This window comes from Paenibacillus sp. FSL F4-0243, assembly GCF_037963295.1.
In the GTDB taxonomy this organism is placed as follows: domain Bacteria; phylum Bacillota; class Bacilli; order Paenibacillales; family Paenibacillaceae; genus Paenibacillus_AQ.
Genome location: NZ_CP150151.1, coordinates 2,936,864 through 2,957,945 on the forward strand (window position 1 = coordinate 2,936,864; position 21,082 = coordinate 2,957,945).

Below are 21,082 nucleotides of genomic sequence, written 5' to 3' on the forward strand. Positions count from 1 at the left end.
AAAATATACTATTCTCCCATATGATATATCCATTCAAGGTTCAGTTCATTTTCATAGAATGTTGTATAACCTTGAAAGGAAGTGTTAAGAATGGCGTCAATTATTGATTATGGTTCTACGTTTTTAACTGTTGATGGTCCAGTATTGGCGGTTGGTGTTGGTCAAGGAATAACTACTACCTCTGTATTTCTTGATCCGGCTAATCCTGCAACTTATCGTTCGAGAGTTGAGCTAAAAGCGAGTTTCGGTGTTGATAGTTTTTCATTTACAGATGATATTCGCGTAGATATTTACAGAGGTGCTACAAAAGTATACAGTAGCCCGCTCAATCGATTCTTCGAACCTGGTAACAACCTTCAGATTGTAAACGTGCTTGCTGTGGATGGTGGACTGCCGGGAACCCAAATTTATACACTGGGTGTTCTATTTGCTAATAGTAATAATGCTGGAAGTTTAATTCAAATAAAAGGCCCAATTACATTCACAGCTACAGCCATTGGTCTATAAGTTAGCTAGCGTATGAATTAACCAAAAGCTGCACCAATTCTCCGCAATGGAGAGAGGTGCGGCTTTTGCTGCTATACATATCCCGTCAGCTCACTATAGTGATATAATAACCGCAGTAATAGTATAACTAAAGCAAAATGCAAGGAGAAAAGCCGATGATAAAGCTGGTATCATGGAATGTTAATGGCCTTCGGGCCTGTGTCAAAAAAGGGTTTAATGACTATTTCAAAGAAGTAGATGCGGATATCTTCTGTGTTCAAGAAACAAAGCTTCAGGAAGGGCAAATTACACTGGAGCATGGCGAAGAATACGATCAATATTGGAATTACGCAGTGAAGAAGGGCTATTCCGGTACGGCAATATTCTCTAAAATCAAGCCGATCTCTGCGAGATATGGGATGGAAGAAGATGAAGAAGCAGAAGGCCGGATCATTACATTAGAGTTCGAACATTTTTATCTGGTCAACGTCTATACGCCTAATGCCAAACGAGATCTGTCTCGATTGGCATATAGAATGGAATGGGAGGACCGTTTCCGTAATTATCTCTTAGAACTGGATAAGCGTAAACCAGTTGTTGTCTGTGGAGACCTAAATGTTGCCCATGAAGATATTGATATCAAGAATGCAAAGGCTAACCGTGGGAACTCCGGTTTTACGGATGAAGAGAGAGGGAAAATGAGTACACTGCTTGAGTCGGGCTTCATAGATACGTTCAGATATCTTCACCCGGAGCTTGAGGGAGTGTATTCATGGTGGTCTTATATGCCGAAGGTGAGAGAGCGGAATGTGGGCTGGCGAATTGATTATTTCTTAGCTTCTTCTAGACTTGCACCTAATGTAATTGATGCCCAAATTGATTGTCAGATCATGGGTAGTGATCATTGCCCAGTCATGTTGAAGCTAGCTGATTTTTCGGAATAAAAAAAGGGATATAAGGCCGCTAAGTTCCTGCATAGGACGAAGCGGCCTTTCTTTTATTAACTATACCTATTGTATTCTTCCGATTATATCATCGAATTCAAGCGGTCCCATATTCACATTAATCCGCTGCTTAAGGATAAGCATGTTCTCTAGAATATTAATATCAAGTGTAATTAAGAAAGGCATTTCAACAAATAGCAAGGACAATTTAAGTTGATCTTCTGCAGTCCAAGTAAAGCTGGACATGATCCGGTTCATGAAAGGCTCCAGGATGAGTGCAAAGCTTTCGAGCCATTGTCCTCGGCCTAATCGAATGACATTCTTTTCACCAAGTTTAGTTATTAAAGTAACTTCAGCTTCATCATTGTTGAAAGAGATAGAGATAGTAGCTAGTGAAAATTGGTTGTCATCGAGTGTATAGGTTATACCATTCAATTGATCTTCTTGAAAAGATGACCGCTGCAATTGTGGAGGGTCTATCGATAAGTTTTTTAATTGGTCTGCCAATTTGGCTGCTAATGCTTGTTCTTCCAGAAGAGGGACATCTTTCATATTGGGTAATAAATGCTCCCACACTGCATTCAAAATACCTTGAATACTATTTGAAGCGGCAGTAATAGCAATTACCGCATCCTGATCGGGAAGAACAACGCAGAGTTGTCCGAATGCGCCATCGGCGCGGTAGGCTCCGTGTTGGCATCTCCAGAATTGATAACCATATCCGAGCGCCCAGTCATGATCGCCTTCGCCATTGGAAATGTGTTTGGAAGTTGCCTCATTAATCCACTGTTCAGGCAGGATTCGTTGATTATTCCAGATCCCTTTTTGTAAGTAAAGCTGGCCGAATTTAGCGATATCCTCTGTGGTAATGCTTAAGCCAAATCCCCCCGTGTTAATTCCACGTGGACAAGACTGCCAAGTTGCTCCGTGAATACCGAGCGGAGCGAACAGACGCGGTTCTAGATATTCTAGCAGTGTTTGGCCAGTAACTCGTTGAAGGATCGCGGACAGCATGTAAGTGGCGCCGGTATTATATAGGAAATGTGTACCTGGTTGTTTCTCCACTGGGACTGAGAAGAAAGCTTTAACCCAATTCCCGTCTGCACTTTTATGAAGTGTGTCCATAGTATCCACGACATGCCCGGTACCCATCATCAATAGATGTCTGATTGTCATGTTGGATAGATTGTCAGTGATAGTCGCAGGAGCCTCTTCAGGGAAGAAGGAGATGACTGAATTGTCGAGTGTGATTAGCTTTTCTGTGACCGCAATCCCGATTGCCGTTGAGGTGAAGCTTTTGCTAAGGGAAAATAGCATATGTGGAAGATCGGACTTATAAGGAGACCACCAGCCTTCAGAGACCACATACCCATGCCTAAGGAGCATGAAGCTATGCAGACCTAAGCTTTGCGTCTCTACTGCATCAATAAAGCTGGATATTGCGGCTGATGATATGCCCTGCTCTTCTGGAAGACTTCTAGACAACTGCAAGCAACTTGTAGTTTCCATGCATTCATCTCCTAAATTTTGAGAATCCTTGCCTTCCTATTTTATAATAAATTCCATTGTATAAATACTATATAAAATGAAGATTTTTAATCCTCTAAAGAGCTGCTGTTGGAGGCATCGTTATGCAATCTTTTCTCAGGCCATGAAATAACATGCGAGGTTCGGCTTAATTTCTCATAGATTAGCTGGTCATCTTTTTTGAATACCTTAATGATTAAATGAATAAAGAAAACTAAATCGACCAGTAGAACAATGAGGTAAGCGACCGTTCTCAATGGTGAAGATAGAAGCCCTGTCACATCAGAATCGATAACAAGCGCGTGAAGTCCAAGTAATATCCAATATAGCAGACCATATCGGATCATAAGCGCCCAGAAAGAAGCTCGATTACCTCTGTTCGTTACCCGAATACGTACAATCCATTTGCCTAAGGTCCGCCCACCAGTAAAAGCTGGAATCAGGATGAAGTAAATCCCTGTTACAATCCAGAAAGCACTTTTTATATCGAATCCATAAAGTACACCAAACCCAATGATCCACACCATACTATCGATGAAAAAAGCAATCCCTCTGCGGGTATAGGAGACTCTTTTTGCAGAACGGTCGATATTCGTATCCAGTTGTTCTATGCGTGGCAGTAACCCGTTTATCCAGATAGAAATTCGGAATCCAAAGATCCCTCCCAGCGTGTTGGTTATAAGATCATCGACATCAAATAGACGGTAGGGATGATCAAAAAAGCCGTAGATGCCTGTAACCTGAGTGACCTCAAAAGATAACGAAAGTATGAAAGACAAGAGAATACACATTCCCCAGCGCGTTCGGAAATAGTAGCCCAGAAACAATCCAAACGGCACGGTCAAAGCGATGTTAAATATCACCTGTAAAAAAGCAGGCTCGCGCAGTAATGACCAATACGTTGAAATCTGATCAGGTATGATCTTAGAACCATCTATAATATCTTGTATGAATTGAAGAGGGACGAGCTGCATCATACTTCCCGAAGGTGCCATATTATGTCTTGAGGAAGGCATCGGAAGCAAAACGAGAAAATAAGCGTTCATCAGATAGAGCAGCAATAAGTATAGGATTAAAGCTCTAAGCTTATGGATGTAGCCGTGTCTACGGTATTGAACGATTAGAAAAGGGAGTGTGAAGATCAATGCCGCTATAGGAAACATCATAAAGGCATAAGAAATTGGGAAAAAATAAGAATGAAACATAAGTCACCTGCCGAATCAATGTTTTTGTGGAATAATGTAGTTTGCTGCAAACTAGCGTTCCCGGCTCATTATAAAATTTTATGATAGGGAACTCAACTTATTTATTTAGCGCTTCCGGCATACATATGTCTATAGAGGAGCGTGAAGTGATGGAGAAAAAGGTGCAGCAGTATTATCGACTGAAGCAAAAGCAAAAGGAAATTGAAAAAGAATTGGCAGAGCTTCGGCAGGATATTCTTAGCTATTGTAGTGAGCAGGGGGCCACCGAGACTGAGATTGGAAGCTACAAAGTGAAGCTAGTGATGCAAAATCGCAAAGAATATGATGATCTCAAGTTATATGAAACCTTATCAGACCCTGAAGTGTGGCGAATGCTTTCCAAATCAGATTCCGCGAAGATAGCAAGTTTGACCAAGCTTAACGTAATCTCTGAGGACAAGATAATGCATACCTATTCTTTAAAGACGGTAACGTTACTGCAAGTAGATAAAAAATAAAGATTTACGTGAGCGGTTCCTTTCATGGGGGCCGCTTTATTATATCGAATCGCAACTCTTAGCATTTTGCGTTAAAATAAGAAGTGAAGCTGACCGTCTGCTGTTAAGGAGCTCCGGTGCTTTGGTGCGACAGTAAAGCAACCATAGAGATGGAGGAAGAGAATTCATGAAAGATTTTGATGTCATGTTAGAGAAATATGCGAACCTGGTTGTAAAAGTAGGGGTAAATGTACAGCCTGGACAAGTTTTGATGGTGCATGCACCTATTGAAACGGCAGAGCTTACTCGCTTGATTGTAGGTAAAGCCTATGAAGCAGGTGCTAAATATGTAATCGTTGATTGGGACGATGAAGCGACTACACGTATTCGTTACGAAAAAGCCCCAGAAGATTCCTTCGATTACTATCCACAGTGGCAAGCAGAAATGATGGAGAAGTTTGCGGAAGAGAACGGCGCCATCTTACATATTAAAGTACCAGATCCGGAATTGTTCAATGGTATTGATTCTTCCAAAGTGTCAAGAGCAGTTAAAGCGGCAGCTGTTGCTCGCAAAAACTACTCCAAATATACTCGTAATAGCAAAATTAGCTGGTCTCTCGTTAAGGCTCCAACGCGTGCTTGGGCGAACAAGGTGTTTGCTGATCTTCCAGAGGAAGAGCGAGTAGAGGCTATGTGGGAAGCGGTGTTCCAGATGAATCGTGTAGGTAGCGAGGATCCAGTTGCCGCATGGAGAGAGCATATCGGTCAATTGAAAGAAAGTCAGGATAGAATGAACGCTAAGCGTTATAAAAGCCTGCATTACCGCGCTCCGGGAACGGATCTGCATGTGGAGCTTCCAGAAGGACATCTATGGCGTGGAGGCGGCGGAGAGAATGATAAAGGTGTGTATTTCGTGGCTAATATGCCAACGGAAGAGATCTATTCTATGCCACATCGTACAGGTGTGAATGGTACAGTTAGAAGCACACTTCCTTTGAATCTGAACGGACGTTTGGTAGAAGGCCTTTCCTTCACTTTTAAAGATGGAAAAGTAGTAGCATATGAAGCTGAGTCCGGACGTGAGCATCTGACTTCGCTGCTGGCAACCGATGAAGGTGCATCCTATTTAGGAGAAGTAGCTTTAGTCCAGCATGATTCTCCAATCTCTCGATTGAACCGAATTTTCTACAATACAGGGATTGATGAGAATGCCTCCTGCCATTTCGCGTTGGGAAGTGCCTATCCTGTCAATATTGAAGGCGGCACAAAGCTTACGAATGAAGAGCTTGTCGCACGAGGTGCTAATGTCAGCTTAACGCATGTCGATTTTATGATTGGTTCAGCTGAGCTGGATATTGACGGAGAATTGGCGGATGGTACGATTGAGCCGGTATTTCGTAAAGGGAATTGGGTGCTGTAAGGTATAAAATTAAGGTCGTAATCTCGCTTTAGGGGGTTACGGCCTTTTTTTGAAGAAAGGATTTACGTTATAGAAAGTATTTTTATATAGAAGCGGACAAGTATAAAGTCCTAACCCCTGGTCCAGAGTATAGCTTCAAGGAGGGATCGACGCTTGTAGCTGCAAGCGAAGCAAAAACAGCCGGCGCTCTCTTCAATAGAGAGTCCGGCGTTTTTTTATTGCCCTTAGAGATCAGTTTTATTTTGAAAAATAATTAAGGCCCATAGCCTCGCGTACTTCGGACATCGTTTCTTGAGCAATATCGCGGGCACGCTTAGTTCCGGATAATAAGATATCCTCAACAACCTTGGGTCTGGCAGCATAATAGGAGCGACGCTCACGCATTGGTTCAATTAGCTGGTCTAGAGCTGTCGTGATAAGCTGCTTACAGGCTGAACAGCTTATACTGCCACTTTCGCAGCTATCGTGAATTTCTGGGGCGCGATGCCAACGAACAGCACGATGATAAGCATAAATGGGACAAATATCTGGATGCCCAGGATCATTTTTATGAACACGGGCTGGATCAGTTGTGGCTTTACGGATCTTGAAGGTGATCTCTTCTTTCGTAGAGTCCAGCTCGATAGCATTGCCGAGGCTTTTACTCATTTTAGCATTGCCGTCTGTTCCTATTAGTCTTGGCGTCTCGCTGATGAGCGCTCTGGGCTCCACAAGGATGGGGCTGTACAGTTCGTTGAATCTACGTACGATTTTGCGGGTCAATTCCAGATGGGGAAGCTGGTCTTCTCCTACAGGAATAATCGTCGCTTTACAAAAGGTTATATCCGCAGCCTGGCTAACTGGATAACCTAGAAAACCATAATACAATTCATCTAAGCTGGAATTTTTCGATTCGGCTTTAATCGTGGGATTATGCCGTAAAGAATTCACAGTAACAAACATGGAGAATAGGACGGTCAGCTCAGCGATCTCTGGAACCATAGATTGAATAAATAGGGTGGATTTATCTGGATTTATACCCGCCGATAAATAGTCCAGTGTGATTTCATTCAAGTTTTGACCAAGGTATTGAGGCCGATCAAAGTGAGTCGTTAGGGCTTGAATATCTGCTAGAAACACAAAAGTATCATATTGCTCCTGTAGAGTCACTCGGTTCTGTAAACTGCCCACGTAATGGCCAAGGTGCAGCTTTCCGGTCACTCGATCTCCAGTTAATACACGTTCTTTTATCATTTGAATTCCTCCTGTTTTGTCGCTTCTGATTAATATTGAGTCGCCACCACCAGCCATCATCCATGGCCATCACCTCCTTTAAATGACAAAAAAACCTCATCCAATAAGGACGAAGTTGTCGTGGTACCACCTTAAATGATCGCGCAACCAGGTTTCGTTAGTATTACGATCTTCTCTTACCGGTACGGAGAAGGTCTGAGACAATCTCGATACAGGTCCCTTGATAACGGCGGGAAACCCGGCTTTCCCTACAACATCAGCTAAGATGGTTCGGAAGAGCAACTCTAAAGGCCATTCGATCAAACGCTGGACACCGGTTCGCAGCAGCCACCGGCTCTCTGAAGTCCATGTTCGATTGTCTACTTACCCTTTGTCTGCGTTGTTCATGATATTTTGGTAATTGTAATTCTGATGAGTGAGTTTGTCAATGGTTGGAAATTAGATGATGATACAGAGCATCTAGGTTTATATGATCTAGCAAAGTATCACTTAAATGTATATTATCATCAGCAATTAAGTCCAATCTATCATTGTTGATTCACAATATAATAATGTATAACCTTGTAATTGGAATGGAGTGATGATAAATGGCGACAAATATAAGTTATGGTTCACAGGCAAAAATCCCTTTAGACCCGTTTAATGCTGTTACAACGGTTGCAGGAATTCCTGGAGCTGGGGCGGGTCTTGCCACAGCGCAAGTAAATATTAGCCCAGCTAACCCAGCTTCTTTCTCTAGTAGAGTCGAGTTAAATGGTAGTTTTAGTCTTACTGCACTTGCTGATAGTCAATTTCTTGTTTTAATCCGACGTGCTGGAGTCGATATTTATAGCTCCTTTTTTCGTTTTACTACAACTACTGATATTCAATTAAATGTTCAGTGGGTTGATGGTCCTTATATTGGAATCCACAACTATGAATTGGTAATTCAGAATGACAGCAACTTGCCTATAAATCTATTTGGACCCATATCATTCACAGCAACTGCTATTGGAGGAGACGGAGTAATTTAAGTTAAGGACAGTTAAATCATTCTGATTTAACTGTCCTTTTTTTCATGGGGTAAAATTTATTTATTTAAAATGTTGTCCTCTAAAACAGCATATTTATCGCCATATTGCTTAATGATATGTTGTTCTCCCCAATTACATAGAGAAGTCAAAATGTCGCTTAAACTATCACCATACTCACTAAGCTCATATTCCACTTTGGGTGGAACCTGATTGTATACGATCCGGTTGATAATTCCATCGGCCTCAAGTTCGCGTAGTTGCTGGGTTAACATTTTTTGAGTAATTCCGGGCATTAACTGTTTTAGTTCCGATGTTCGCTTTTTGCCATGAGTTAAATGACACAAAATTACACATTTCCATTTCCCTCCAATTACTTCGAGTGTGGCCTCAACAGAAATATTGTATTTTTTTTTGATAGTTGTCATGATATCCTCCAATGTATGGGTACTTTTTAGTACCTATGGTACTTTTAAGTGCGTACTATTGATTATGTCCAATTTTACTTATCATAACATTTATCGTTCTTTTTTTATAGAATGTTATAATTTTAAGTGCTCAGTCCCAAAAAAGTTAATACAAATAAAAACCGTTTCTATACCCTCCCCGTCTTAATCTATGAGAGGTTTAGGAGAGGGGGCTAAGGAAGGATATGACGATGACTAATGCAGAAATGAAGAAGGTAACGATTCTTGATTCTCGGAGCGAGACGGATTTCTACGATTCTATATTGGTACATAGAGAACAGCTATACAGTATTGCCTATAGCTACTTGCGTAACCGGAATGATGCGCTTGAAGCGATGCAGGAAATGACTTGCCGGGCCTGGATCAAAAGAAAAACGTTAAAGGATCCAAAAGCGTTTAAATCATGGATCATTCGGATCCTGATTTATGTCTGTATAGATGAACAAAGACGTAGAAAGCGTTCCATGCCGCTTGTTGACGAGAGAATAGGAGAGCAGATTACGCACATTGGCCATCATCGGATGGAAATGCTGTGGGCACTTGAACAGGTTAAACCCAAGTATCGCCATGTGCTGCTGCTTAAATACTACAACGATATGACCTTAAATGAGATTGCTAAAATACTGGATAAACCTGAAGGAACGGTCAAGACATGGCAGCATAAAGGACTCAAGCAGTTAAGAACGATCATTAAGAATCGGGGTGATTGGAACCATGAGTAGTCAGGAGGAGCTTGCCATGTTAATCGATGCTGAACGGATCCCACATGAGCAAAAAATGGAGAGTGCAGCCGCACAAATCTATGCCATTCAAGCTGGACTCGAACTAGGTAAAAAGCGCGGAAAAAAGCTAATGTTCGCTAGAAGCGCTATGGCTGTACTGACTGCATCTGTTTTGATTGCAGGTTTACTCTTCTTCAATCCAACCCAATTGATGCCACAGCAAGCCTCTACAAGTATTGAATCAAGTGATTGGGGTGTGCTGGAACCTTTTAAGAAGCTGGCTGAATCTGATGTTGATGCCCTTACGTTAGAATCTGCTATTCGAAACGATTATGTGCAAATCGTGAATAAGAGTGCTGAGAAAAACGGATATAAAATCACACTAAATGCTGTGATCGCTGATGAAAATAAAATTATACTGCTATATACAGGGACTACAAGTGGTGGTCAGGAAATTTACAATGTGAATAGTGTTTTGCTGACAGATGCTGTGACAGGACAAAGTGTAGTGGATAAAAATGGGAGTAGAGGTGGGATGGGATTACATGCTGTGGATAGCGTTTATACATGGCTCGGAAAAACTATCTATCCACTAGATAAGGATAAAGCATTTCCAAAAGAGGTGGTGGCGAATTTTCAGATCGCTTCAGTGGATCCAGGAATGCTAGCAAAACCAAAAACGGGAACGGATCTAGCTGACATGCGCTATTCTGAACGTTTAAAGGTGAGCTTCGCTATTGATCCAAAATTCTGGGAACAGAAGACCGAGACAGTAGTTATAAATCAGCCTTTTATGATTGACGGACATGAAGTGAATCTTGCGCAGGTGGAGCTATCTCCTTTAAGTATAGTAGTTAAATTTACGTTAAGTGAGGCATTAAAAACCGATTGGGAGATCAGGAATGAGTTATTTGGAAAGACCCCCAGTGAGTTGACATCGCGGGTTGGGAAGCGCGAATTGAAAAATAATTCGATTGGCGGAAGTGGCAGTGAGGACGGATTTATAAGTAACTTTAGCAGTAACGTATTGGATCATCCAAAATTCATTCGTTTGAAGCTTGATGCGGGGCCTGATCGCGAGAAAGAGGAGTATATTGATATCTTGAAAAAATAAGCAGCAAGTGATGAGAGTGAGAATGTGCTGGGATTCGTAATGCAGAAAAAGGTCCGCTGACAGCGACCTTTTTTTGTTTTCTAGAAGATTAAATATGATTATAAAGTCCTTTTTAAAATAGTGCTATAATAGCTCTTTGAGTGTTCTGAGCTGTATTTTGATCTATATGAACTAGGGGTGATAGGTTTGAGCGTAATCCGTATGGAGAACGTAACTAAGAAATATGAGAATACTTTGATTTTTCGAGATATATATTTTCGAGTTAACAAGGGTGAACGGATTGGGTTAATCGGACGAAATGGTGCGGGGAAGTCTACTGTTTTTAAACTGATGATGGGAAAAGAGGAGCCAACAGCAGGGAAAGTAGAGTTAGATCCCAATGTGAAGATCAGTTATTTCTCTCAATTCTCGGAGCTTTCCGGGGCCTTGTCTGTACAGCAAGAGTTAGAATTGTGCTTTGAGCAGGTAGCGCTTATCGAACAGGAGCTTAACCAAATCGGGGAACAGCTTGGACAAGTGACGGATGATGACCAGATGAATACACTTTTAGAGCGGCAAGCGGCGCTTTTTGAACAAATGGATCATTTGGATGGCTGGAATGTATCTGTAGAAATCAACACTGTTCTGACGAAGTTGGGCTTCAATGAAAGATCACGACATCAACCTGTAGATGAGTTATCGGGAGGCTGGAGGAACCGTGCAGCACTGGCTAAAGTCTTAATTGAAATGCCCGATGTCGTATTGCTCGATGAGCCTACTAACTTTTTGGATATCGAAGGGATCGTATGGTTGGAGCAGTGGCTTCACCGTTTTAATGGGGCGATGATTCTCATCTCCCATGACCGGCAATTTATTGACAGAGTAGTCACGCGGACGATTGAAATCGAGAATTATCATTTTCAGGAATATGAAGGCAATTACACCGACTATGTTCGTAAAAAGAAGATGCGCAAAAAGGTGCTTGATCGTCAATTCGAGTGGGAAGAAGAGCTTCTACTTATGGAGTCGGAAGCCATTGAAACCCGCGGGAACAAAAAGTCCCCGAAGGATCGTCTATCACGTAAACTGACAGATATGAAAAAGCGTGTGGAGCCTCATCCAGTGAACGTACTGATCACCGATATCTACAGCAATTTACGGTTTCCGGATAAGCTTGGTGAAGTGAAGGGAATTGGACAAAGCTATGATGGTCGGACGATATTCCAGAACGTTAGCTTCGATATTCAAAAGGAAGATCGGATAGCTATTGTGGGGCCTAACGGAAGCGGGAAGTCGACACTCATAAAGGTATTGACTGGGCAAGAAGAGCCTGAAAGGGGTGGTGTGACTTGGGAACGTGGGGTCAGCTACGCGTACTTCAATCAGATGTGGGACGAACTCGATGTTAAGGATACAGTCAGTCATGCCGTAAATGTGTATGGGCTGGGACTCGATGCTCCGCGGAAAAAAGTGAACAAATTTCTATCGATGCTACAATTCTCGGAAATGGATCTGAGCAAAACGATCGGCAGTCTGTCAGGTGGACAGCAGGCCAGAGTAGCGTTAGCGAAATGCCTTCTCTCTGGCGCGGCTGTCATTATTTTGGATGAGCCAACGAATCATTTAGATTTGACGAGTATTCAGGTGATGGAGCAGGCACTCATTCATTTCCCTGGAGCCGTAGTTACCGTCAGTCATGACCGCTTCTTTATCGATAAAATAGCAACGAAAATGCTTACCTTCGATCCTGAAGCAGGAATCACTGAGCAGAATGTTTAGGATTATGCTGGTAGTCGGATGATCACGGTCGTCCCTTCACCTACTTGACTGGTGATTTCAATCCCATAGGCTTCACCAAAATGAAATTGAATACGATCATGAACATTTTTTATACCAATATGATCTTCATCTAGGGTGTCTGATGGTTGAGAGAGACGAAGACGTAACTGTTTAAGTTTCTCTTCATCGATACCAATTCCGTTATCTTTAACGATAATTAGCATGTCATCCCCCGAAATCATCGAGGAGACTTCAAGGAGACCCGGTTCACTTCGACACTCCAGTCCATGGACGATAGCATTCTCAACGATGGGTTGAAGGGAAAAGTGCATGACTTTAATTATTTCGGTATTAGGTTCTAGCTGTTCAATATATTGAATTTTGTCCCCGAAACGTAATTGTTGGATTTTTACATACAGCCGGACGTGTTCAAGTTCTTCTCGCAGGGTTACGGTTATCTTTCCGGTCTGGATATGAATCCGAAACAATCTACCTACAATCCCCACCATTTCGCCAATCTCTCTTTGCCCATTAATGATGGCTTTCATTTGAATAGATTCAAGTACATTCGCAAGGAAATGTGGATTGATTTGGCTTTTAAGGGCGCCGTATTGAGCTACTTTTTGCTGTGCTTTGGCCATAGAAGATCGCTCGATATAATTTTGCAGGTCTTTCACCATTTTTCGGATTCCATTGTATAGAACACCAAACTCATCTTGACGATTACTATACAAATCCACATCAAAGTTCCCCATTCCCACCAGCTTAACCTTTCGGCTTAAAAGAATAATAGGCTTAGTGACACGCTCCGATAGGATATACATGAATAAGATCGCAGTGACAAGCGACAAGAGCGCTAATGTTAAAATGATTTTTCCGAGAAAAGTGGCTTGCTTAGTCATCTCTTTTTCATCTATATACTGAATGACCTTCCAGTTGGAATAGGGAGACGTAACAAAGTTAATGTACGAGTATTTATCGTCAAAAGTACCATAAAAGCTTCCCGTATCATTGTTCATGAAAGTATTAAGCGCCTGAGGTTCTATAGGGATAGGTTGTAAGGGTGAGGTCTCCATGATATCTGAGCTGTAAACACTACCGCCCTTATCGTCTAAAATAATGAATTTTCGTTTGCTATTCTCCGAGAGCTTTAAGATTTCACGTAATGAATCCAATCGGATATCGATTAACATGACGCCAATGGGCTGCTTGCTTCCTTTTTTATTAATGACTCGGGCAATAGAAATGACGGATTGTTTGGAATTGGTACGATAGAAGGGGACATGGCTGCCAAATAGAATCACTCCGCCTTTTTTCTGCTGGGTCTGTAAATACCAATCCTCCTGGGTATAATCCTTCACATCATAATCCGCACGATTGAAATTGGCAGAGTAGAACACACGTGATCCCGAAAAAATCTGCACACTATCAACATTTTTAATCGTCATCTCAATCCCGCTGATGAAATGCTCAATCGTGTTTCCATACTGAATATTCAGGTCATTTCCGACGTCGTCTTTATGGATCGTCCAATGCTCAAGTGCGGTTTGGAGCTGGCTATCTACCTGTGCGTTCAGTGTACCTTTATCAATACTTTGAAGATATTGGTCAATGTTGAACGAGAGGTTATTAAGGATCAGATTTGAGCTGCTCTGGTATTCATTTTTGACGGCTTGGTTTGAAAAGATATAGATGATTGCGGATATGATCAGGAGTGGAATGGTAATGGTCAGGATCATCAGCATGAAAATTTGACGATTGACATGTCGCATCCGGTAGCGTCTCTTTGGTTGCTCAATCTGCATCATTTTAGGTCACCAGCCTGATTGTTTTCTATAGTCTGATGGGGTCATGTTGGTGATACTTCGGAATGTTTTCACGAAATGCTTATAGCTTTTGTAACCACACATCGTACAGACATCGGTCACTAGAATCTCCGGTTTTTTTAAGCATTCCTGCGCATATTCCATCCGAATCTCGGTTACAAATCGCATGTAGTTCTTATCGAGTTTCCGCTTGAACAGGCGACTTAAATAAGACGGATTATAGAAGAATCGATCTGCTACCATCTGCAGAGTCACTTCTTGATCAATATTTTCTTTAATGAAGGATTTAATATGCTCGAATATGATCACATCCTGTTGGTGGTTGTGTGTCAGTCCTTCGGTATAAACAATCCCCAAATGAATCATCCACCTGCCAAGCCAGTCAAAAAGCGTCTCAAGCGAATCAAAATCATCCGCAAACGTAAGGTTCAGGAGCTTTTCGCTGTACACACCTTCGATATGGATGTGGTTTTTATTGGCGAAGCGGATTATAACACTTATGATTTCCTGAAGAAATGCGAGCCAGTAATCAGGAGAAGAGACATCGGTTTTACTCAAAATATCTTGAGCCAGGCGATGCATCAGCTGGAGCGTTTCTATTTCGTTAGAACTTTCGATACAGGAGATCATCCGTTTCTTATCATTCTCATCTAGTTGAATTAGGGATGGTTTCTGAGAATTTGAGTTTTCTATCCATTGTGGCACATAGAATAACCTGCAATCTCTCATGTAAAAGCGTTGATATAACATTCGATCGGAATCGTGCAGCAAAGTATGTATTTGTGCAGGGTTCTCCGTCGTCTTACCTATAACTAAATAGAGGCCTAGATGATGTTCTAGCGTAAGCGCCTTCAGATATTGATCGATTCGTATCTGTACTTGAGTTTGAAGAGGGAAGTTGTCAGTAGAAGACGGAGATCCCAATACAATAAGACCATAGAGCTTTGTTTTAGATGAATATGTAAAAATAGAGTGCGGTGTAGAGGCATGAAGATACTCATCCACAGCATTATGAATGAACTTCTCCGCATATTCTCTCATCCACAGGGTGGATGGAGTGCGCGTTTCTCTCATAGGGATCCCTGTCAAAACAAAGGGGAGATAAAGATAGTAGTTACTGTTGAAATTACATAGTTCATGGATAACAGCATCATCTATTACTGAATGTTCTTCCTCTAATAACAGCTTTACAAGTTGTGCCCCTTCCAGATTAGAACGTTTTAATCTATCCTGTCGCTTTAGTTGGAGCTTGTTCATACACTCTTGTATCACTAAGAGGCTTTCCTCGTATTCCAAAGGTTTGAGCAAAAAAGCATGTACATTCCCTAGTTTAATAGCCTTCTGCGCGTATTCGAAATCGTTGAATCCTGTCAAAATGATAAATAATGTATCAGGAAGCAGATTGCGAATCTGCTCAATCATTTGAAGACCATTCATTTCGGGCATCCGGATATCGGTGATCACCAAATCGGGCTTCTCGCGCAATGCGGTGGCCATACCTTCTTTTCCATTTTCTGCTTCAATAATGCTGTGAACCCCGAGATCCTCCCAAGCAAAGTAATGTTTTAAGCCCGTTCGTATTAATGGCTCATCCTCTACAATCATTAGTTTGTACATGAAATCCCTCCGGAAGACTAGAATTATAGTGGATCACTCGTAAGAGAATACCATTAGATGTAAGATTAAAAGGGTTACATTAAGGCGAAAAAGTGAAAAAATATAAATTCAATTGTTAATAGGTGGAATATGTAATGTATTATAACATTGAAGAGGGGTGGATTGAAGGGATATGTCAGAAATGAACCCTAAAAGTAAAAGGAGTGGGATTCTCCTGAATTTACAATTGATTTATGATTAGCGCAAGGAATGAGAGCAGTACTTTATTCCACAAAAAATAATTGGGGGTAGCACATGAAAGCAATGAAAAAAGGGCTAATGAGTATTGTTGGTGTCGCACTTTTAGGTACACAGTTAGTTGCATGTGGAAATACGAACACAGCGAATTCAGCGGTTACACCAAGTAATAATGCTGACAAGACAGAGCCCGCAGCAACTGAGGCTGCTGCTAAACCAGTAGAAATTACTTGGTGGAATTTTCCGAGCTTTCAAGCTTTAGATGGTGAAGTAGGCAAGTATGAGAAGGAAATCATTGCAGCTTTTAATGAGAAGAATCCTGAAATTAAAGTAAACCTTGAGATGATCACCTTTGAAGGCGGCCCTGAAAAACTGAATGTCGCAATTGCTTCTAATACCGCACCTGATGTGATCTATGATGCACCTGGAAGGATTATCGATTGGGGTAAAAAGGATTTGCTTGCACCGCTTAACGACATGGTGACTGATGAAGTGAAGAATGATATTTCAGAAGCTTTTTGGAAGCAGTCAAGTGTAGGCGACAACATCTTTATGTACCCGATTAACACTGCGCCTTTTATGATGGCTGTTAATAAGTCTATTTTTGAAAAGATTGGCGCTCTAGATTTACTACCTTTGGATAAGGAAGATAGAACTTGGACGTTTGAAGAATATAAAAAGGCATTGGAAGCTGTAAAAGAAAAGGCACCGGACGTTATTCCTACAGGATTCTTCGCGAAGAGCCAAGCTGGAGACCAAGGCACTCGCGCTTATCTTGCTAACTTAGGTGTATCCCGATTCTTAAATGAAGATAACTCAGCAGTCGCTATCAATACTGATAATGCTGCTAAAGCGTTAGATTGGATTGTCCAAGCTACGAAAGATAAACTCAGTGTCTCTGGTGCAGCTTCACTTGCGGCTGCTGACGTGAACGATTTGTTCCTGCAAGGTAAATTGGCCTTTACACTTAACTATTCCGCTGTACTAAAAGCACAGAACGTATCTAAAAAAATGGTACAGTTCGAAGATATTCTCCTTCCATTCCCTACACTAGATGGTTCGGAACCAAAGCTTGAACCATATCTGGGCGGTATGGCTGTATTTAACAATGGGGATGAAGCTAAGATTGCAGCTTCCAAAAAGCTGATTGATTTCATTGCTAATGATCCTGTATGGGGTAAGAAAAACTTGATTCAAACAGGTGGTCTCTCGGTTCGTAATTCGATTACTGGTCTTTATGACGATCCAGAGTATAAATACGCTGAATATGCACGTAAATTTACGACAGATGCACCTACGATTGCTGATGGATATGCAGATATTCGTACGTTCTGGTTCCCTGAATTACAACGTGCTTTAACTGGAGGCGCAACCGGCAAGGAAGCTTTGGATAGTTTTGCTAAAAAGGCTAACGAAGCTATTACTAAAGCAAAAGCAGCTATGAAATAAATAGTGAATGGTGTTCAAAAGAATAGAGTGCGGGAAGCACTCTATTCTTTTTAAAAAAATGAAAATTTTAAAGCTACGCACCTATAAATATCATTATTTTTCATCAGAGAAATGGGGAGAAGGTTGTGGGGACAACGGTACGCAAAATTAAAGGTTATGTGATACGTGACTGGATGATGAGTTATCTTTTCTTATTACCAGCGTTTGGATTTTTTCTTCTGTTTGTAGCCTACCCAATGATAAAAGGGGTTTATATTAGTTTCTTTGTTTACTCGCTGAGAGATTTTAGTTTTATTGGTCTCGATAATTATATTTCATTATTTAAAGATGATAATTTCATGAAGTCCATGGGAAATACTTTATTACTCGTAGTGATCACCGTACCGATCGTGATTATCTTTTCACTGTTTGTATCCATGAATATTTATAAGAAAAAAGAGTTTGCTAGATCGTTTTTCCGCGGTGTGTTCTACTTGCCAGCCGTATCTTCGGTCGTAAGTATTACAGTCGTTTGGGGCTGGATTTACCATCCCAACTACGGAATTCTGAATTATTTGACGGGTTTATTTGGAATGGAGCCTGTTTCATGGCTTGGGGATACAAGAACCGCATTACTTGCAATTATCGTGGTCTTAATAACGACTTCTGTAGGGCAACCGATTATTTTGTATGTGGCCTCCATTGGTAACATTCCTACCTCTTATATTGAAGCCGCAGAGATAGATCGAGCAACCCCTTGGCAAATTTTCCGGAAAATATTATGGCCGATGCTGATGCCAACGAACTTATATATTATCGTGATTACCACGATTAATACCTTTCAGTGTTTTGCACTGATTCAACTCCTTACCTCAGGTGGACCTGTATATAGCACTTCAACTGTTATGTACGGTGTATATGAACAAGCATTTATGCTAGGTCATTTCGGATATGCCTCTGCAATGGGCGTCATACTCGCAATTGTAATTGGGATCATTTCAATCATTCAATTCAAATACTTTGGCAGCGATGTTGAGTATTAAGGAGGGGACATCATGAATTCTAAGAATCCATTAGAACTGAAAGCACCTATTATCCAGTCTAAGAAAGTAAGCGCATGGAAAAAAGAATTAACGATTCCAAAAATAATCGCTACAATCCTATTGATTTTGGCTACATTATTTTTTATCTTTCCCTTTTACTGGGTAGTGTCAGGGGCCTTTAAACTTCAAACTGTGGCAACGACTATCCCACCGGAGTGGTTTCCGTTAAAGCCGACGTTACAGAACTGGACAGAATTATTTAAGAATCCCGTAGAACGCTGGATGTTTAATAGCTTTATTATTGCTTTTGCAGAAATGGCTGCGATCTGTATTGTCTCCTCCTGTGCCGGATATGTTCTCGCAAAGAAATCATTTCCAGGACGAGGAATTATCTTCACGATGTTTGTTGCCGCTATGGCATTGCCTAAGCAAGTTATTCTCGTTCCGTTGTTTACGATGTTAGCTGACTTTGGTTGGGTCAATACGTATAAAGGGCTTATTTTACCGGCAATTGGCTGGCCATTTGGAGTCTTTTTGATGAAACAGTTCGCGCAGACGATTCCGGGAGAGTTGATTGAAGCGGCAAAAATTGACGGCAGCTCGGAAATTCGATTGTTCGGAACGATCATTTTACCGTTATTGAAACCAGCAGTTGGTGCACTGGCTATATTTACCTTTATTACTTCATGGAACGATTATTTCAGCCAGCTAATCATGACGCGATCTACTTCGATGATGACCTTGCCACTTGGGGTTGCGACACTTCGAGGCGAATTCACAACGAACTATGGACTGCTTATGGCAGGAGCTGCGTTAGCTTCAATTCCTATGATTGCGATTTTCCTAATGTTTCAAAAGGCATTCACACAAGGGATTACGATGGGTGCTGTTAAGGGTTAAATATTCTTATAACAACGTAAATTAATGAGCTGTAACTTAAACGACGGAGGCTGTTATTTATGAAATCAACTGATCTTGAAGCTTTTAAAGGCATTATTATCGCTTTGTACTCCAGTTATGATGCCGAGGGGAATATAGATAAAGAAGCGGCACGCAAATTAGCTCGTCATTATGCTTCTACAGGTGTGAAAGGACTTTATGTTGGCGGAAGCTCAGGCGAAGGCATGCTGCAATCTGTAGAAGAGCGTAAACAAATGCTCGAAGCAGTTATAGCGGAAGTAGGAGATGAGCTTACGATCATTGCTCATGTAGGTGCTCCATCTACAAGAGACAGTGTTGAGCTAGCAGTATATGCTGAATTAGTTGGCGCACATGCGGTATCGGCTGTTCCGGCTATCTATTATCGTTTGTCTCCAGACAGTGTAGAAAGTCATTGGCAGGCGATCATTGATAGTACTTCACTTCCATTTATTATCTACCACATCCCGCAAACGACAGGCTTTCAATTATCGAAAAGCTTGTTAGTGAAGATGGCCGCGCAGGATAAAGTGATTGGCGTGAAGATTTCAGCAGAAAGTACATTTGAGCTTCAGCAGTTTAAGGCAGCAGGTGGAAATGATTTTCTTGTATTGAATGGACCAGATGAGCAGTACTTAGCTGGTCGCAGTATCGGGGCAGATGGTGGGATTGGTGGAACCTACGGGGTTATGCCCGAGCTATTTTTAAAAGTAGAACAATGTTATGGGCAAGGCGATATGGCTGAGGCGCAGAAATGGCAGTTCATTATCAATGATCTCATTGTAGAATTACTATCCTTTCCATCATTATATGGTGCATGCAAAGCAATTCTGAGTTTGCGTGGATTTGAAACGGGCCAACCGAGAATGCCACTTCTACCCATCAAGGCTTCGGATCAGGATCGGGTGGAAGCTCTCAACAATAGAATATTAGAGTATATTCTTGAAGCGAAAGGATAGGGTTTATGATGACTCGAATGAGCGATATCTTTCCGATGAAAGGTCTGATCGTGTCATGTCAGGCACTTGAGCATGAGCCGCTTCATGGTGGAGATACAATGGCAAAAATGGCAAGAGCGGCGGTTCAATCAGGGGCAATTGGAATTCGGACGAATGGGGTTCCAGATATTCTAGCGATTAAAGAAGAAGTAAATGTACCGGTTATTGGACTTATTAAACGGGATATTCCCGGATCAGCAATATTTATTACGCCAACTCTGGATGAGGTGAAAGCAATCGTGTCCGCTAAAGCGGATATTGTTGCATTAGATGTTACGAATCGGGAAGGTCGCTTAGCGTCGGTTAAGCCTTTAATCGCATATGCTCATCAAATGGGTGTGCTTGTAATGGCAGATATATCGACTTTGGAGGAAGGACTGGCAGCGGAAGAATTAGGTGTAGATTTCATTGGCACAACACTTTCGGGCTATACACCTTACAGCACGCAACAAGAAGGACCAGATCTTGTCTTGCTGCAGCAATTATGCGAGTTCGTGAATATTCCCGTAGTTGCGGAGGGACGTATATGGACTCCGGAAGATGCGGCGAGAGCTAAGAATGCTGGAGCATCTTATGTCGTGGTAGGAAGTGCGATTACAAGGCCACAATTAATCACATCACGCTATGTCAAAGCCGTGAGCGATTGCTGAGAC

Annotated in this window: 19 protein-coding genes and 1 other annotated feature; of the genes, 13 read left to right on the forward strand and 6 right to left on the reverse strand. The window is 41.6% G+C overall.

What is annotated here, in order from left to right; translation table 11 throughout:
* The first annotated feature begins 90 nt into the window (after positions 1 to 90).
* Together NSS87_RS12910 and NSS87_RS12915 are read left to right on the forward strand one after the other, a co-directional pair.
* Positions 91 to 507, forward strand: a complete 417-nt coding sequence (locus tag NSS87_RS12910) for a hypothetical protein (RefSeq protein WP_339247570.1) — start codon at positions 91 to 93, stop codon at positions 505 to 507.
* Positions 508 to 665: 158 nt separating this feature from the next.
* A complete protein-coding gene (locus NSS87_RS12915; RefSeq protein WP_076283362.1) occupies positions 666 to 1,430 on the forward strand; it encodes an exodeoxyribonuclease III in 765 nt (254 codons plus the stop codon).
* 66 nt (positions 1,431 to 1,496) lie between these two features.
* Here NSS87_RS12915 and NSS87_RS12920 read toward each other — a convergent pair whose 3' ends face one another.
* Both NSS87_RS12920 and NSS87_RS12925 read right to left on the reverse strand, forming a co-directional pair.
* Positions 1,497 to 2,939 (reverse strand): serine hydrolase, encoded by a 1,443-nt coding sequence (locus NSS87_RS12920; RefSeq protein ID WP_339247572.1) that lies wholly within the window; start codon positions 2,937 to 2,939, stop codon positions 1,497 to 1,499.
* An 86-nt stretch (positions 2,940 to 3,025) separates the two neighbouring features.
* Positions 3,026 to 4,162 carry a VanZ family protein gene (locus NSS87_RS12925; protein WP_339247573.1) on the reverse strand — a complete coding sequence of 379 codons (1,137 nt, stop codon included), beginning with the start codon at positions 4,160 to 4,162 and terminating at the stop codon, positions 3,026 to 3,028.
* Positions 4,163 to 4,311: 149 nt separating this feature from the next.
* On the opposite strand from NSS87_RS12925, the gene NSS87_RS12930 reads away from it, so the two are divergent.
* Complete coding sequence (locus NSS87_RS12930; protein ID WP_339247574.1) at positions 4,312 to 4,659, forward strand: hypothetical protein; 348 nt, start codon at positions 4,312 to 4,314, stop codon at positions 4,657 to 4,659.
* A 166-nt stretch (positions 4,660 to 4,825) separates the two neighbouring features.
* Complete coding sequence (locus NSS87_RS12935; RefSeq protein WP_339247577.1) at positions 4,826 to 6,058, forward strand: aminopeptidase; 1,233 nt, start codon at positions 4,826 to 4,828, stop codon at positions 6,056 to 6,058.
* A gap of 237 nt (positions 6,059 to 6,295) precedes the next feature.
* On the opposite strand, the gene trpS is transcribed toward NSS87_RS12935, so the two are convergent.
* Positions 6,296 to 7,291, reverse strand: coding sequence for a tryptophan--tRNA ligase (gene trpS / locus NSS87_RS12940; RefSeq protein WP_339247580.1), 996 nt, complete (start codon positions 7,289 to 7,291; stop codon positions 6,296 to 6,298).
* Positions 7,292 to 7,393: 102 nt separating this feature from the next.
* Positions 7,394 to 7,677 (reverse strand) — a binding site (T-box leader).
* 201 nt (positions 7,678 to 7,878) lie between these two features.
* On the opposite strand from trpS, the gene NSS87_RS12945 reads away from it, so the two are divergent.
* Complete coding sequence (locus NSS87_RS12945) at positions 7,879 to 8,304, forward strand: hypothetical protein (RefSeq protein WP_339247582.1); 426 nt, start codon at positions 7,879 to 7,881, stop codon at positions 8,302 to 8,304.
* A 56-nt stretch (positions 8,305 to 8,360) separates the two neighbouring features.
* Here the strand turns inward: NSS87_RS12945 and NSS87_RS12950 are convergent, their stop codons facing one another.
* On the reverse strand, positions 8,361 to 8,729 hold the full coding sequence (locus NSS87_RS12950; RefSeq protein ID WP_042187569.1) for a winged helix-turn-helix transcriptional regulator: 369 nt from the start codon (positions 8,727 to 8,729) through the stop codon (positions 8,361 to 8,363).
* Between the two features lie 224 nt (positions 8,730 to 8,953).
* Here NSS87_RS12950 and NSS87_RS12955 point away from each other — a divergent pair, with 224 nt between their 5' ends.
* The 3 genes from NSS87_RS12955 to NSS87_RS12965 all read left to right on the forward strand — a co-directional run bounded on the left by NSS87_RS12955 (position 8,954) and on the right by NSS87_RS12965 (position 12,362).
* Complete coding sequence (locus tag NSS87_RS12955) at positions 8,954 to 9,490, forward strand: sigma-70 family RNA polymerase sigma factor (RefSeq protein WP_042187570.1); 537 nt, start codon at positions 8,954 to 8,956, stop codon at positions 9,488 to 9,490.
* Positions 9,483 to 10,604, forward strand: a complete 1,122-nt coding sequence (locus tag NSS87_RS12960) for a DUF4179 domain-containing protein (protein ID WP_339247584.1) — start codon at positions 9,483 to 9,485, stop codon at positions 10,602 to 10,604. The genes NSS87_RS12955 and NSS87_RS12960 overlap by 8 nt, the downstream gene beginning before the upstream one ends.
* A 186-nt stretch (positions 10,605 to 10,790) precedes the next feature.
* Positions 10,791 to 12,362: an ABC-F family ATP-binding cassette domain-containing protein gene (locus NSS87_RS12965; protein WP_339247586.1), complete on the forward strand. Its 1,572-nt coding sequence runs from the start codon at positions 10,791 to 10,793 to the stop codon at positions 12,360 to 12,362.
* Between the two features lie 2 nt (positions 12,363 to 12,364).
* On the opposite strand, the gene NSS87_RS12970 is transcribed toward NSS87_RS12965, so the two are convergent.
* Positions 12,365 to 14,170, reverse strand: a complete 1,806-nt coding sequence (locus NSS87_RS12970) for a sensor histidine kinase (RefSeq protein ID WP_339247588.1) — start codon at positions 14,168 to 14,170, stop codon at positions 12,365 to 12,367.
* A gap of 6 nt (positions 14,171 to 14,176) precedes the next feature.
* Positions 14,177 to 15,805 (reverse strand): response regulator, encoded by a 1,629-nt coding sequence (locus NSS87_RS12975; RefSeq protein WP_339247590.1) that lies wholly within the window; start codon positions 15,803 to 15,805, stop codon positions 14,177 to 14,179.
* A 294-nt stretch (positions 15,806 to 16,099) separates the two neighbouring features.
* On the opposite strand from NSS87_RS12975, the gene NSS87_RS12980 reads away from it, so the two are divergent.
* From NSS87_RS12980 to NSS87_RS13000, 5 genes are all read left to right on the forward strand, one after another.
* A complete protein-coding gene (locus NSS87_RS12980) occupies positions 16,100 to 17,491 on the forward strand; it encodes an extracellular solute-binding protein (RefSeq protein ID WP_339247592.1) in 1,392 nt (463 codons plus the stop codon).
* Positions 17,492 to 17,664: 173 nt separating this feature from the next.
* Positions 17,665 to 18,513, forward strand: a complete 849-nt coding sequence (locus NSS87_RS12985) for a sugar ABC transporter permease (protein ID WP_339248549.1) — start codon at positions 17,665 to 17,667, stop codon at positions 18,511 to 18,513.
* Positions 18,514 to 18,525: 12 nt separating this feature from the next.
* A complete protein-coding gene (locus tag NSS87_RS12990) occupies positions 18,526 to 19,413 on the forward strand; it encodes a carbohydrate ABC transporter permease (protein WP_339247595.1) in 888 nt (295 codons plus the stop codon).
* A 59-nt stretch (positions 19,414 to 19,472) separates the two neighbouring features.
* Positions 19,473 to 20,390, forward strand: coding sequence for a dihydrodipicolinate synthase family protein (locus NSS87_RS12995; RefSeq protein WP_339247596.1), 918 nt, complete (start codon positions 19,473 to 19,475; stop codon positions 20,388 to 20,390).
* 5 nt (positions 20,391 to 20,395) lie between these two features.
* Complete coding sequence (locus tag NSS87_RS13000; RefSeq protein ID WP_339247599.1) at positions 20,396 to 21,079, forward strand: N-acetylmannosamine-6-phosphate 2-epimerase; 684 nt, start codon at positions 20,396 to 20,398, stop codon at positions 21,077 to 21,079.
* Positions 21,080 to 21,082: the final 3 nt, after the last annotated feature.